Source organism: Duganella sp. Leaf61 (assembly GCF_001421905.1).
In the GTDB taxonomy this organism is placed as follows: Bacteria; Pseudomonadota; Gammaproteobacteria; order Burkholderiales; family Burkholderiaceae_D; genus Rugamonas; species Rugamonas zoogloeoides.
In genome coordinates this window covers 56,389-70,147 of record NZ_LMLM01000008.1, presented here as the reverse complement: position 1 = coordinate 70,147, position 13,759 = coordinate 56,389, and the positions used below count along the sequence as shown (strand labels likewise).

The following is a 13,759-nucleotide window of genomic DNA, read 5'->3' as shown; positions in this document are numbered from 1 at the left end:
TTACGCGAGGCTTCTACCGTTTACAAGGCCGACGTTGGTTTCCAGGTCCGTTCCGGCCGCCGCCAGTCTATGCCCTCAAGCAGCATCGACAGCTGCGCCTGCGTCAGCGCCACCGAACCGTTGCTGGCCTGTGGCCAGACGAAGCGACCGCGCTCAAGCCGCTTGGCCAGCAGGCACAAACCATCGCCGGTCCACCACAGTAATTTGATGAGGTCGCCGCGCCGGCCCCGGAACACAAATACGTGGCCGCTGAACGGATCTTCCTCCAGCGCCGTTTGCACTTTGGCAGCGAGACCGTTGAAGCCCGAGCGCATGTCGGTGGTGCCAGCGGCCAGCCACACCTTGGTGCCCGCTGGTAGGCCGATCATCGCAGCATCCGATCGAGTACCTGCGCCAGGACGGCCGCGTTGGGCTGTCCAACGATTCGCACCCGGACCTGGCCGAGTTCAAGCACGATCGTGCCGGTGCCGGTGCCGGTGCCGGTGCCGTCGCCGTCGGCCGAGGCCGAGGCCTTGCCTGGGGCAGGCGCCATCGGTGCCAGCACCACCGGCAACAAGCCATCGTCGCGCATCAACGCAGGCACGCCGAGGCGTCCTTGTTGATAGAGGCGGCGCCAGCTGAACACCTGGTTGGCGTTGACGCCGTGTTCGCGCGCGATGCGAGCGACGGAGGCACCCGGATCGAGCGACAGCGCCACCAATGCGCGCTTGAACTCCAACGAGTGCTGCCGATAATGGCCGCGCGCTGTCCATAATCAGAATTTGTGGGCACAAATGCTGTGCCAAAATTCGATCATGAATGGTGGTGGTCAGGCAGTCCAGACGGCGCCGGGACGACGCTTACCGGCGATTCTGAGATTCGACTGGGAAAGAGAAAATCGCCGTGGCGCAGCGCTGCGGCCGCTATCCAGTCCTCCAAGCTCTTCCTGGTCCCTGCGGTAACTTCGAACTGGACGGGTTGCTTCGTCTTCTGCTGCATCACGCTGGCTCGCGCTGCCACATGGCCTCCATGGCAGAGATCGTTGACGCGCAGTCGGACCAAGTCGCACCCACGCAATTTGCTGTCGATGGCCAAGTTGAAGAGTGCCAAGTCTCGAACCCTGCCGAAAATTTCCAGGCGAACGCGAATTGCCCAGATTTCGCTTACGCGAAGCGGTGCTTTTCGCCCCACCAACTTGCCCTTGTTCCACGGCGTACTGTGGCATGCGGAACCTTTCAATGGATTGTTCATGATAGACCTCCTGGATTGAAGCTCTACTATGCGCTTGACTGACGGCGGTCGTATCCGAAGGCGATGTGGTAATTAGTGAGCTTTCCCTTCGGGCAAGATGGTATCCTTGCTCATAGGCCGAATGCGGCCAGGAGCAGACGTTGGGCGCGCTGACTTTTCCATCATCGACTAAAGAAAATCATGTACGAAAGCAACTTAAACGACCTATTGTCAGGCTTGTCTGAGAGGGTCGAGTTTTTGTTGAGGCAGCATGGGACATTGGACATGAAGAATGGGGACTACTGGATGTACGGAATAGATTTAACCATTCCTTCAGTTGATGTGCTTGTCTTTCAGACAATAAATCTCACTCCTGATCTCGTTTCGGATTGCGCGTGCCTCTTGGATGAATATTCCGAAGATTTTCGACTGCGATTTATCGAAGGTGGCAAAGATGGAAAACCATTGGTGCCGTTGGGAGGTCTCAAGCTCAATCGCTATGGCGGCGAGCCAATCTAGTTGGGATCTAAGGGCTTACCGGAAAAGGCATTCGTACACCGTTCGTGAAGGTCCGCTTCGGGTCGTAAGCGGCCGGTCGATATAAACGTTCCTTCTGCAGTCTCCGCAAACAAGTTGTATGCTTGCCCAAGCTGGCGCGAAGGATTTTTAACATATTTGCAGCTGGCGTAAGCCAGGCCTTGCCTCTACTATGAAATTATGGCCCGCTTTAAAAGCGAGCCATTGCCGCTGGTCTTCTGCGGTGATTTCGTTGATTCGTAACGCATGCGAACCCCGGGTTTTCCATCAACGTGACCCAGTCCGAGGCTCTGCTAACCGACAGACCCGACCACTTCCTGCAGTAGGTCAGGGTGGCGGTCCAGTAGTCCCAACAGCTGCACCAGGGACACCGGCGGCTTACTTTTCCCGGCCTCGTAGCGATTGAATGCATTAATACCGCCGCCGAAGATCAGGCCGGCCTCACGCTGCCCAATATTGAGCTTGGTACGAACACGCGCGATGAAGGCCGGGTCAACCTGCGTGGCGTTCACCTGTTTTTGCCAGGCACCGATTTCAAACATGTACCGGTCGGTGTCGTCTCGCTCGAGCACGACTTCGCCGCATACAGGGCAGAACTCGCCGCGCACATCGGCTATGGTAGTTGTCTCGCCCTTGTAAGTGTAGGGGAGGTCTCGGCTATCCGGTGCGAGTTCGGCGCCGCCGCACGCTGGGCATTTCATGATTACTTCTCCTTAAAACTCACAATCAACAGATCGTCGACTACAGTTAGTTTCACGTACACGCTGTAGCCATTGACGGCGGCATGGTAGACATCTTGCCATACGCGGTGATCAGTATGGGTTGTCATGCTCTTGTAGAAATCCGATCGCGTCAGGCTTGCGATGACATTGCACATTTCCTGCAAGTTATGGACACCGACTTCACGCGCGCAATTTGCGGCGCTGATGGTGGCACGGACCTTGTTTGCTGCAATGAGTGCTTTAACATGTTCCAGTTTGCAGTGTGCTGTATGCTTTTCCATACGAAATTGTAACCTAATAGGTTACGTGGTTGCAAGCGAAGACTGAAATCTTGAAGCGCAGCGCATGTCTTGGCCTTCGGCGGCCGGGAATAGCAATTTGCTTGGTAGAGGACGTCGCTGTTCCCGCCTGGCGGGGGAAGCAGCGCAAAGGAGCGGCTGGGCTGTTTCCCCAGTCTCCCTATCTGAAAATTTTCGGCGATGCCACTGATGGCGATACCGGCGGCACCAGCGGGCTAGAGCTGGGCGAAGTCCGTGTCCTCATCGAAGGCGAGCACAACGCGGTCATTACAGCCCCGAGTATTGGATCAGGTGCTGCGATGACCGCGCTGCCCGCAGCCACCAAGTTGTGGCTTGCCGCTGGCCAAAACCGCCCAACCGGCGTTTTTACGAACCCACCCTTAGATGATAATTCGTATTATCATCTAAACCACAGCGAGAGGCTGCTTGAGGTATCGGTTTTTTGGGGCCAACAAATGATGGACTTCCGTTTGACCTAAAAATCACGGCGTTGCATAACCGCCTGTGCACAACGTCGAGCGATCGCTTCATGACAACCCTAGGTGTCGTAAGCACGATCACCGCTGACGCTTGACGAGGTCTCGTCGGCGGGAATCTGGTAGAGAAGGCATAGCAGTATCGGCGCATCGCCTGAGGCGTTGTCGGCGACTTCAATAGCCCGGCTTCCAGCGCTGCCTCATCAATTCCAAGGTGGACATTACGCCACTGATGAAGGAAGTCGGCCCCATGTTTTTTGGTCTTCACCCGCCTTCGCCCAGCATCTTGATGCACGTCCTATCAACCAAGAGGTGCAATCCTATTGCCTTACCTGCTAATTGGAATTATCGGGAATGTCATCGCTAATAAAAACTGCGGGGGGCCACACCAAATCCTATTAGATGAATCGTCACGATGTTGACCGAAAAATAAATCTCGGTAATTGCGACGTGCTGGCTATCGACTTTCAATAATTTCTTTCTAACAGGGCAAATGAAAGCACCGGATCCTCAAATACCGTGCTGTCTATTATATTTCCCCTATATCATCGTCCAGCACCGGCTAATCGACGGATGGCAGCAATCCCCGCCTGCATTTTCTGACGAGCGGAACTATTGGCGGAGTGAATAAATATTCTTGGTGGATCAAAGTTACGTAACGCGACGGCTTCTTCGAGCCATAAGATCACGTCATATCCTGTGCCGCGTTCGTCATCCCCGAGATCATGATCCAGACTGATCTCGGTGACTCCACCCGCATCTAATAGCAATATCGCTTCGTCAGGCCAGTACACCCGAGTCCAACCCTCAGGTGTCTTTCGTTCATCGTCAAGAAAAATTTTCATTTACTAATTCTCGGTAACTTCGCGTGAAAAATCGCACGAAATATAGATGTGAGACTAATGCTGTATGTCCCTAGGATAGGAAACCGCACAAATAATATCTCATCTTGAAAGCCCGAGACCGCCGCCAATGCGGACAGATGAGCTTTAAAATTTCACATCTCGTAGTGGATACACGATCAAAGAATGATAATCTTTGGCACTAATATTTTTTCTGGATCTGGAAGCTAATAGCTTTCTCAAGATTAGCCCCCTCGATAGGAAAATTCTTTTTCTCATAGGCGACAACAAGCATGGACAATAAGTCTAGGCGGTCCCCTTCATGCGTGCCCAACTCGGCTGACATTAGCGTTTCAATCTCTTCTAGCGCCGCCGCGTGATCGCTGGCAGTTTCGATTATCTTGATTTCCATTCACCACTCATTTGACTGTTTATACATTGATCGTCGCACTGCTGACGCACATAAGGAAATTTACAAGCAAAGGGTTACATAAAATATCTCATGTCCGATACGGAGCCATGGAACAGCAAGTTTGAAAAATCAAGGTGTCATAGATTCATTGCTAGTTTTCGGAAAGAAAGGCACCATTCGCGTTCAGATGCGCAAGTGCGCTAATGACCTTGTGAGCGTAAGCGCGAAAAGCTGAAGTACGGCCTCTTTTCCGTTTCGAGCGAGTACTCGTATCTTACCTTTTATTTGCGCTTTGGGTTATCTAAAAGTGTTTGATCGGGGCGGGAATACAAGTGCCGCATTTGATCCGCTGTCTAGCGCGTGCCATGCTTTGGGCTTCCCCTTATCACCTCTCTTCTCCATTAAAAAAATTATAAGTTAGTGAGCATCGGTCACGTGATTACAACAAAAATGAGGGGTCTCGGGGCGTAGCCCTGAGCAGGCAGAAGAGAAAAAAACACGAAGGGGGCGCGGGCCACCGAGTGTTTTTCCCCGGTGTATATGCGCGACTCGTCGCGTATATACGCTTCTCATCCTGTCCTTGAGATGTCTGGGCGGCAGTGGATGTTGCGTGGATATGCTGTGACTGTTAGCGCGAGCGTGGAGCGGATGTGCCTTAAGCGTTAGAGTGGATGAGTTCGATACTTAGTGTGGACATATTGGAATGGTACAGGTGGCGTGGCAGTATTATTCGCGTCAACGTGGTGTTATGATTCGCTTTCTAAATAGTTCCATAGACAAGGGGTATGGCGAAATGGCAGCAATTCGTGACGTCGAGTTAGACGCGATCATCGCCGCGGGGAAAAGCCTGGCGGAGCTAACTCTTACTCACTATGCCACCGCCAAACTAAGCCGAAAGCAGGCTGTCAAAAAGCTTTTCGGGCCGTTGATGGCGGCTTGGGAGGCTGGAGTTCCCTTCGATCAGATGGCTCATGACCTCACTACCAATGGCATCGAAATAACGCCCTCCACCCTCCGGTCTTACTTCTTTGACCTGAAAACAGACGATCAACTAGCTGCAGAAAATGCTTTGCATGAGCAGGAACTGAACAGAATTCGCGGAGAGAGTGAATGCAAACAACTGGCTCAGGGGATGCAGCTACGCCGTGACCTCGCTCAGGCCGGTGCAGTGCTGGTCACCGGCAAGCACACCACAGAGATTAAAGCAGCGTGTCAGACGCCCGCCCCAGTCTTAGACGCCGCGTTAAGTCACCACACGGGTACGGGATTGCCACCCGGTGTCTGTAAAAAGGCCCTAGGCGAGTCGGGCTCGGGACCCGATACTATCGACTCTTCGCCACCATCTACGCCAAACCACATGGCCATCACTACACATAAAGATATCCGCGCTCCGCGATGTGTGATTGCTACGAAAATTATGGTCGAATCTGTGGTGGTGTCGGACGCATTATCTAATGTTGACAGTGGACCCGTGCAGGTGGTGACCCTGAAGGCAGCTCAGCGCCCTACTATTGCCACGTCGGTGCCAAGGGAGAGATTAGCGGTTACCCGAGGCAAAACGCTCGAGGAAATAATGCAAGCCAGTATAGGGCAAGAGGAAACGCCGTATGTTGAAGACCTTGAGCTCCGGCTGGGAGATGAGATATGGTTGGCTTCTGGCAAACCGTTCGAGGGTCACCTTTCTCCTCGGACGCTCCATATGTTGCGCACTGTCGGGCGGGTGATTGCACCAACTATCGGACGCACGTCAAAGGATTTTGTAGTGATGGCACCGGATCTGTGACGCAACATTCCAACGTCAGAACCAGCATGGAGCATCTGCTAGCGGATTTCTTTAATTGCCCGTGCCTAGTTGGGGAACGTTTGCCTAAGGACCGGTGATCGTAGATATTCCGTTGAGACGAAGTCCACCTTTGCAGCTGCGGCGACACATGTTTGAGCACTGCTGCAAACGTATTTTCGATCGACCCGAAAATGGGTATTGACTGCCCATACGGCAAGCACTCCACATTTGTGTTACTCACGAGCAAATCGAATCTACGGCGTCTGCCGTCAAATTCTCAAGCCGTACATAACTTTACTCCTCATGTAGCCATTCAATTACTGTGTCGTGCCGTTGGTCCGGACTCGGCGATCAAAATGAGATATTTTCAATTATTAGAAATGTTTTGCGCAAAGAACGGGTTTTGCAACGGTATCGACAATACTTCCGCAGATTACACAACAAAACACACTACGATTTCGGGCCGCAAATGCTCGTGCATCGATGATATCTTCTTTTTCCTTGCTCACTTCACAGTCAAACGTAAAGTCAAGGCCGAGGTTGCCAAAGTCATCGTGGATTCGGTGAAGACGGAAGCTTTTGAGCTCTTCGTCAGTACAAATATTTTCAAGAGATAAGCAAAACCCCTTAAGTTCGTCGCGCCATCCAGCTGGAGCCGTGGGCGAAACCAGAGGTCGGGTATTGCGAAATATTGTCGGATGAGCTACTACCAGATCTTCGATAATTGTAGAGAGCATATGTATGGATTAAGGCGAGCAATGATTGAGAGAAACATCATCATATAGGAAATTCCCTTAATAGTGGGAAGACAGTCATGGTCCCGTAACGCAATGTTCCCTCAATTATTGAGGGGGGAAGCGTGGAACAAAACATTCCGCTTGTTTTTGGAAAAGTGCTGCGGAAGTTGAGACTGGCTGCGGGGCTGACACAGGAAGAGCTGGGCTTTGCGGCAGATTTGCAAAGGAAGTATATTTCCTTACTTGAGTTGGGCACCCAGCAGCCTACGCTGACGTCGATCGTTAAGTTGAGTGTCGCTTTGAAAATGCGACCTGGGCGCATCTTGGACATGATGGACGAGCGTGAACTGCCGGCGGAAAGAGATGTTGGCCAATGATGGGCGATATAGATTGGCGCCGTTTTCCAGAGAATGATGCGTTTTTTACTATTGATAAAATACGTTATCAATAGTTGATAGGTGCCCCGAGACTCGCTGATTTTTGCACGCAAAAATCAGCCCGGACATTTAGGCGATGTAGGGGCGGCTTAGAATGGCAGGTACGGCAGCACCAGGATGACCAGCTTGGCGATGGCGGTGATCAACGTAACCACTTTAATCGCCAACTTCAGCTTGTCTTCCAGTGCCTGCTTCGCGTTGCGCATAGAGGTCTCAGAAATGACAATGCCCACAGCGAACGGGCATGAAAAAGCCCGCGCGGGGCGGGCAACAAAAAAGCCGCTCAAGGCGGCTTTGGTATGTGTGGGCGTAGTTCTGCCCGACCTGGGAACTATAACATTTTTTGCTGGGCGACGGAATTGGCCGCTTCCGTACAAGGCACAGGGGAGTTATCTTGAAAGTTTCACTTGGTGTTCTCAGCCGTCCCCAGCTACGCGGTAACTTGACGGACCAGCAGTTCAATCAGCTGGCCGATGTGCCTCCAACGATGACCTGGTACGCCAACATCGACAATCAGCAGACCCGCCGTGCCTATCAACGTGACTTGCAAGAGTTCATGATTTTTACCGGCATTGATCGTCCTGAACAGTTCCGCATTGTTACCCGCGCTCACATCCTCGCCTGGCGCCGCGACCTTGAGGACCGTAAGCTGTCCGGCCCGACGATTCGGCGCAAGTTGGCCGCGCTCTCCTCCCTCTTTGACTACCTGTGCGAGGTCAATGCCATCACCGGCAATCCGGTTAAAGGCGTCAAGCGCCCGAAAATGACAAGCCAGGAAGGAAAGACGCCAGCCATTGGCGACCACCAGGCGCGCTCCCTGCTCAATGCGCCGGATACCACCACCCTGCGTGGCCGGCGCGACAGCGCTATCCTTTCCACTCTCCTCTATCACGGCCTGCGCCGCGCCGAGTTATGCGCGCTGACGGTAGCAGACGTACACCAGCGGCGTGGCGTGATGCACCTCCGTATCCAAGGCAAAGGCGGCAAGTTAAGGTATCTGCCACTGAATCCGGGCACCGCCGAGGCAATTGACGCCTACCTCACGTTGGCCGGCCATGTTGACGACGCGGAGGGCGCGCTCTTCCGCCCTGTGAGTAACAACACACGCTCGAGCGGCAACTCGATAACTTCCGATGGCGTGTACAAGATGCTGGTGGGCTACGCTGCGTCGCTGAAGATCAATGCCGCCGGCTTTGGGCCGCATGCGCTGCGGGCGACGGCCGCGACCAACGCGCTGGAGCATGAGGCGGATATCGCCAAGGTCCAAGAGTGGCTGGGGCATGCAAATATTGCCACTACCCGCATCTACGACCGCAGAAAGGTGCGATCAGAAGATAGCCCCACCTTCAAGGTCAACTACTAGCCGCGCCTGCTAACATCCGGATCGTTTGATGTCATCTCTTCCGTCACTTCGACATTCAGAATACTGCGAGCAGCCTTTCACCGAAATCTTGTCGATTAACGGCTTGTCGACTTTATTGCGATAGAAACCAAATTTTCGTCCTCCGCTATGACATTCGACACCAGCAACACTACTGCCCCGCATGGACCAACGCAATCTGAATACCTCGAGGTCATCCGGCAGGGGATGATAGCGCTGCCCGCCACGGGACCGCAAGGATTCGAGGGGCTGATCGCAGAGCTCCTTACAGCGATCTGCCACCGGCCGTACCGGTTGGCCAAGAGCGGTTCCCAGGGCGGTCGCGATGGTGACGACGGCGCGGTGTACTTTGAGGCAAAACGTTATGAGGACAACCTCAAACGACCAACCGTTTCTGACAAGCTCCTGGAACTGCATATCAGCGACATCGCGGACATCGAATTGTTCGTGCTTGCAGCAACGTGCGAGGTGAGCGCCCAGCACCGGGATTTCTACACGAAAGCCTGTCGCAAGATAGGCATTGAACTGCTGCTACTCGACTGGAACACGATCGGCACACCAGCGCTATGTGTTCTGATGTCATTGGAACCCGACACGGCGCGGCGCTTTTTTTATACGTATCTTGCGGACAGCGCGGGTGACATCATGGCCGCGCTGGCGACACAGACTGCCCTGCCTGGCACGCAGGCATTGGGCGCAACGATGCGCGCACAATTGACCAGTCCACTAGCCTCGCTGTCATCTGCGGTCGATAGCGCACGGCAATGGTTCACAAAGGTTTTCGCCAGCAGGCCTTTGGCGCAGCAACATTTCCATCAGCCGCTGACACCACTTGCGGCCGGTACATTGCCTTATCGTGACCGGGAAATATTATCTGTCCAACTCAGCGCGGCTTTCAGCCAACCTCCGGATGGTGCATTCTGGCTGTTGCGCGGCATCGAAGGTGGGGGGAAATCGTGGCTACTGGCTGCTACTTGGAGCGGGCTGGAGCGGCCGCCGTTGTTGGTATTCGTGTTGCCTGAGGAATGTCAGGACCTTTCGCAACTATCTAACCTGGACGAATTTATCGCGCGAAAACTCGCCGCACAGTCCACGCCAACAACATTGGGAGAAACACGTGATCGCTGGCGTCGGCGCCTCAACTTATGGCATGAAGATGGATGCCAAACGCGTCCGCGTATTGTGATCTATATCGACGGTATCAATCAGGTTCCCGATGTAAAATGGCACCGCTGGGTTGAGGCGCTCACGCCTTATCTGGCGGAAATAGGCGGCGTTCTGGTCGTCTCCAGCCGGCCGGATTTTTCCAGGGAACTTATGGAAAGCATCACCACGCCACATCATCTGGTTGATGTGCCGGTGTGGAGTTCCGGTGAACTTTTCGCCATACTGGAAACGCGTGATATCGATACTCGAAAGCTCCCGGCAGCCGTCAGCGACGCCCTTCGCAATCCGAGGCTGCTGCGGATCGCCCTGGAGGTCCTGGATAACCAGGAGATTGGGGCGTTAGACGAATTCAATGCTTCTCGGCTGATGTTTGAATACACGCGCAAAGCTCAGAGCGAGGGCGCGGTCTCGCTGCCGCCAAGTCAGTTCAAGGCAACGTTACAAAAACTGGCAAGGGAATTTATTCAGCGCGTCCAACGTAATGAACGCGATGATCTGCATGTGTATGGCGCCGATTTCGACGCGCGCCTTGTGGCTGCCGCTGAAAGCCGATTTCTCAAGCCTATTCCGTGGGAAGCCAACCATTACACGATCGATAAGGATGGCCTGTCACTGTCGCTGGGCCTGTGGCTCGTGCAGGAAATGGAGCGGGAACTTGGCAACGGCCGAGACCCCGGTGCCAAACTGGTAGCCCTTCTGGAGCCTATTGGCTCCCTGGATGAAACTGCCGAGGCGTTGCTTGCCGCGACAATGGTGGCATTCCTCGATCCGCAAACATCACCAGGTATCAGCCCATTGCTTTTGCTGCGTTATAGCATCTCGCAAAACCGGTCGCACCACGACGAGCCCATGTTACATGGGCTCACACGACGGCACGTAGTCAGTGTTCTTGACAGTGCCGACTTGGCGATCAATCACGGCTACACACCCGATGATGGCGTTATCGGCGTTCTCTTGGCGTGTGCGAAGCATGAGCTGCCTGCATGGGAAATTATGAGCAACCGCATACGCCAATGGCTGGTGAAACAGTCAGATCAGATTGACCGGGTAGCCCACCCCGAGGAAGAAAAGCGCCGCCAGCTCACTAACGAACGCCGGCAGGAGCATTCCGCCCGAGTGCAGGGATTATCAACGGCAGAGAACGCCATACTGTTGACTGCCAATACGGAGCGCCTGTCTCGAGATGTCAACCCTTACCACAAGATGGCATTCTTTCTGTTGCGAGGTCAGGCGCTGGCACCGTTTTCCAGGGAGTTGGTCGCGTGGTCGCTCGGCACGTCGATCCGGCAAAGTTATTACGATCTCCACGATGAATTTTTGATGCTCGTGCGTCACAACGATGTTGACTGGCCAGAGACGCGCCAGTGCTTGGCAATTGCGAGCGCCCCATTGACCGGGAGCGACATCTCGCGTACCGGGCGATGGGCGCTGATACGCCTGCTCAATGCGACCGGCGCCGTAGACGATGCCAACATGGCCGATATGATCTATGCCGAGCTGACAGCGGATCGAACCCCGGAAGAGGGTTGGTGCTGGCGGGAACAATTATGCGCAAGTGATCCCTGCGATCCGAGCACATCGATGCCGGATAATCTGGGCGCTACTGCTGACAGATGGCGCGGCATTGCCCCGGATACGCTGTTTACCATGATGGGGCCAGGCGAAGAAGACTTGTTTTTCACGGACGCCGAGGTTGGAATCAGTCGCTTCATGCCCGATCTGGCAGTCGAGCGATACCAAGTCCTTTTCGAGGATATCAGCACGCGGCAAGGCTTGGGGCTACGGCAAGGCATACAACGTTTGCGCGCAAGCAGCGCGCTGTTGCCCGCTACGCTGCAGCCAGTCCTGGTCGATATGATTGTTGCATGCACCGCCCGCGACGGCTTGGAGATCCACAGCGGTCACGATATTGCATTCATCGTTCACTGCGCGGTCGAAGCGATTTTGCCCCATCTTGATGGTAAGGCACAGTTGGACCTGTTTGAGCGGATGAACACCAACGAGATCACTCGCCTATCCATCGAAATGATTGAGCTGATTGACGAAGAGTCTTTATCTGCGGCGCTATTGCGCGCTTTGAGAGAAGACAACACGGTCAAACTGGCCAACGTGCTTTGCCTGTTCGCCTACTCGGACTCTCCCATCGGCACCATTTTTCCTAGCGTGTTTTACCAGTTGTTGCACCATCGGGATTCGTTCGTCAGAGCGCACGCGCTCGCAACTGTGGTCCGAACCCGTCGAGTGGATTTGGTTGACGTCGTGGTTCATTCTACGTGGAGTGCCCGCTCATTAGGTGAAGGTGAACGGTTAGAAATACACGCCGGCTCACGCGCGATGGCACTCGCCTGCCAACTCGGGTATTTACCGCCGGCGATGGCGTTGGGGCGCATGTCGATGACGCTGTATGGCTTGATCGCCCGCGGCAGCGAGAGTGGTCGCCAGACAGTATGCGGCGCATTGAATTTGGCGCTACGCCGCGTGCTTGGCGTGCACGATGCGCCAGCACTGGCTGAGATAGAGGAGGAGCAGGGTTCCGACGACGATCCGGTGCAGCGCTCCATGTTAGCGCGTACCACCTTTCCACAGGACGTATCGCCAGACGCCGAAGACGAAGAAAAGCAGAAGGCTTGGGATGCGCAACAATCAACGGTGTGGCAAGGTTATTTTCACCTTGATCGCATTCTGACTGCTGCCGATGCCCAACTCGCACTGCATCATGTCAGTCAGGAATGTGTGGAATCATTGGTTCAATCGTACCCCGAGGTGGTCGAAGACTGGCTTGGGTGCATCGAGCGCGCCGGACACATCCAGCAGCGTCTTGCAATGCATTTCTGGCAGCAGCTAGTGATGGCATATTCGCATGTGCGGGGTCAAGTCGAGCCATTGAGCAGGCTCGCTGCGCTCGAACCAATTACCAATGTCGTGCGTGAATATCGTGGACCTAAATGGTTCACGTGGATGCTTTGGCGAGACGCCCATGTTCCCGAGGTGCGTGCGCGGTGCTTTCACCGGCTAGATACCGCGTTGACGGATGCCGCCATCGCGGCCGAGGTCTACGCTGCCGAAGATGCTGGAAGTGGTAACGCACTCGATGACTATCTCGACCTTCAACTCTCCGCCGGCGAGCCGCTCAACCTTTGCCGCGCCTTGATGATTGCAGGATACCGCGACAGTTCGTCGAAGGGTGCGCAACTATTAAAACAATTCGCTGCAGCAACGGGCATGGTGGGGGAAGCCTGGGTAGCAGCTCACTACGCCACCGAACGTAACCTGTGGTCATACCACTGGTTTAAAAAAATGAAAACTGCAACGACGGTAGAACAATTTTGGCTCGCATCCAAACTATTCCTGAAAATTGCCGATGTTCGTTACCGTCATTGGGAGAAAAGCATGAAGTCCGAACAAATCTTTTCGAAGTTCTTCCCTACGATCCGGACCGATTTATACCAGAGACTTGATCGCTGGGAAAAATTGCGAGGCAATAAGCTATACGGTGCCAAATTACCCTGGTGGGACCGATCCTGAATCTTCCCTGCGTGCCTGTCCAAGCGGGCTGCGGCGGTACATCACACAGGCTCGCCTCCTCGACCATACCGTTAAGGGCACCTCGAATAACTGGCTTTCATGACGCGTGAAGGAAAAGTACCTGCCAGCCGACGTTGCGGGTAACAAAAAAGCGATTCGCGCGGCAGAACGAAATAAGCGTCAAAGAGCGGGCAAGCGGATCAAATGGTGGAAAAACAGTCCCTTCCAGCCG

The 13,759-nt window shown here is 54.3% G+C and carries 14 protein-coding genes and 1 pseudogene; 7 read left to right on the top strand and 8 right to left on the bottom strand.

Going from position 1 to position 13,759, the window contains the following annotated elements; all coding sequences use genetic code 11:
- Positions 1-20 precede the first annotated feature (20 nt).
- The 3 genes from tnpB to ASF04_RS26655 form a co-directional block, all read right to left on the bottom strand.
- Complete coding sequence (gene tnpB / locus ASF04_RS08585; RefSeq protein ID WP_056140006.1) at positions 21-368, bottom strand: IS66 family insertion sequence element accessory protein TnpB; 348 nt, start codon at positions 366-368, stop codon at positions 21-23.
- Positions 365-718, bottom strand: a complete 354-nt coding sequence (locus tag ASF04_RS08580; RefSeq protein ID WP_056140001.1) for a transposase — start codon at positions 716-718, stop codon at positions 365-367. Before ASF04_RS08580 ends, tnpB begins: the two co-directional genes overlap by 4 nt.
- A gap of 74 nt (positions 719-792) precedes the next feature.
- Positions 793-1,230, bottom strand: coding sequence for a hypothetical protein (locus tag ASF04_RS26655; protein WP_200931078.1), 438 nt, complete (start codon positions 1,228-1,230; stop codon positions 793-795).
- A gap of 180 nt (positions 1,231-1,410) precedes the next feature.
- Here ASF04_RS26655 and ASF04_RS08570 point away from each other — a divergent pair, with 180 nt between their 5' ends.
- On the top strand, positions 1,411-1,728 hold the full coding sequence (locus ASF04_RS08570) for a hypothetical protein (protein ID WP_056139995.1): 318 nt from the start codon (positions 1,411-1,413) through the stop codon (positions 1,726-1,728).
- A 311-nt stretch (positions 1,729-2,039) separates the two neighbouring features.
- Here the strand turns inward: ASF04_RS08570 and ASF04_RS08565 are convergent, their stop codons facing one another.
- Positions 2,040-2,447: a type II toxin-antitoxin system MqsA family antitoxin gene (locus ASF04_RS08565; protein ID WP_056139992.1), complete on the bottom strand. Its 408-nt coding sequence runs from the start codon at positions 2,445-2,447 to the stop codon at positions 2,040-2,042.
- Positions 2,448-2,449: 2 nt separating this feature from the next.
- Complete coding sequence (locus tag ASF04_RS08560; protein WP_056139990.1) at positions 2,450-2,749, bottom strand: type II toxin-antitoxin system MqsR family toxin; 300 nt, start codon at positions 2,747-2,749, stop codon at positions 2,450-2,452.
- A 101-nt stretch (positions 2,750-2,850) separates the two neighbouring features.
- Between ASF04_RS08560 and ASF04_RS08555 the strand changes: the two genes are divergently transcribed.
- A complete protein-coding gene (locus ASF04_RS08555; RefSeq protein ID WP_056139987.1) occupies positions 2,851-3,246 on the top strand; it encodes a hypothetical protein in 396 nt (131 codons plus the stop codon).
- 62 nt (positions 3,247-3,308) lie between these two features.
- Here ASF04_RS08555 and ASF04_RS26650 read toward each other — a convergent pair.
- The 3 genes and pseudogenes from ASF04_RS26650 to ASF04_RS08550 form a co-directional block, all read right to left on the bottom strand.
- A pseudogene (locus tag ASF04_RS26650) lies at positions 3,309-3,564 on the bottom strand (transposase); the annotation flags it as partial.
- Positions 3,565-3,788: 224 nt separating this feature from the next.
- Positions 3,789-4,088: a cyclic-phosphate processing receiver domain-containing protein gene (locus ASF04_RS26645; protein ID WP_082488637.1), complete on the bottom strand. Its 300-nt coding sequence runs from the start codon at positions 4,086-4,088 to the stop codon at positions 3,789-3,791.
- Between the two features lie 199 nt (positions 4,089-4,287).
- A complete protein-coding gene (locus ASF04_RS08550) occupies positions 4,288-4,497 on the bottom strand; it encodes a hypothetical protein (protein WP_056139983.1) in 210 nt (69 codons plus the stop codon).
- Positions 4,498-5,200: 703 nt separating this feature from the next.
- Here ASF04_RS08550 and ASF04_RS08545 point away from each other — a divergent pair.
- The 5 genes from ASF04_RS08545 (at position 5,201) to ASF04_RS08525 (ending at position 13,527) form a co-directional block, all read left to right on the top strand.
- Positions 5,201-6,280, top strand: a complete 1,080-nt coding sequence (locus tag ASF04_RS08545) for a hypothetical protein (protein WP_056139980.1) — start codon at positions 5,201-5,203, stop codon at positions 6,278-6,280.
- Between the two features lie 152 nt (positions 6,281-6,432).
- Complete coding sequence (locus tag ASF04_RS27405; protein WP_156368575.1) at positions 6,433-6,897, top strand: hypothetical protein; 465 nt, start codon at positions 6,433-6,435, stop codon at positions 6,895-6,897.
- 242 nt (positions 6,898-7,139) lie between these two features.
- On the top strand, positions 7,140-7,394 hold the full coding sequence (locus tag ASF04_RS08535; protein WP_056139974.1) for a helix-turn-helix domain-containing protein: 255 nt from the start codon (positions 7,140-7,142) through the stop codon (positions 7,392-7,394).
- Positions 7,395-7,848: 454 nt separating this feature from the next.
- Positions 7,849-8,817, top strand: coding sequence for a tyrosine-type recombinase/integrase (locus ASF04_RS08530; protein WP_056139972.1), 969 nt, complete (start codon positions 7,849-7,851; stop codon positions 8,815-8,817).
- Between the two features lie 147 nt (positions 8,818-8,964).
- Positions 8,965-13,527 (top strand): hypothetical protein, encoded by a 4,563-nt coding sequence (locus ASF04_RS08525; RefSeq protein ID WP_056139969.1) that lies wholly within the window; start codon positions 8,965-8,967, stop codon positions 13,525-13,527.
- Positions 13,528-13,759: the final 232 nt, after the last annotated feature.

Bases quoted from the DNA above. Each gene is read 5' to 3' on its own strand.
- tnpB (WP_056140006.1), bottom strand. From the start codon at position 368: ATGATCGGCCTACCAGCGGGCACCAAGGTGTGGCTGGCCGCTGGCACC.
- ASF04_RS26655 (WP_200931078.1), bottom strand. From the start codon at position 1,230: ATGAACAATCCATTGAAAGGTTCCGCATGCCACAGTACGCCGTGGAAC.
- ASF04_RS08570 (WP_056139995.1), top strand. From the start codon at position 1,411: ATGTACGAAAGCAACTTAAACGACCTATTGTCAGGCTTGTCTGAGAGG.
- ASF04_RS08565 (WP_056139992.1), bottom strand. From the start codon at position 2,447: ATGAAATGCCCAGCGTGCGGCGGCGCCGAACTCGCACCGGATAGCCGA.
- ASF04_RS08560 (WP_056139990.1), bottom strand. From the start codon at position 2,749: ATGGAAAAGCATACAGCACACTGCAAACTGGAACATGTTAAAGCACTC.
- ASF04_RS26645 (WP_082488637.1), bottom strand. From the start codon at position 4,088: ATGAAAATTTTTCTTGACGATGAACGAAAGACACCTGAGGGTTGGACT.
- ASF04_RS08550 (WP_056139983.1), bottom strand. From the start codon at position 4,497: ATGGAAATCAAGATAATCGAAACTGCCAGCGATCACGCGGCGGCGCTA.
- ASF04_RS08545 (WP_056139980.1), top strand. From the start codon at position 5,201: ATGGTACAGGTGGCGTGGCAGTATTATTCGCGTCAACGTGGTGTTATG.
- ASF04_RS08525 (WP_056139969.1), top strand. From the start codon at position 8,965: ATGACATTCGACACCAGCAACACTACTGCCCCGCATGGACCAACGCAA.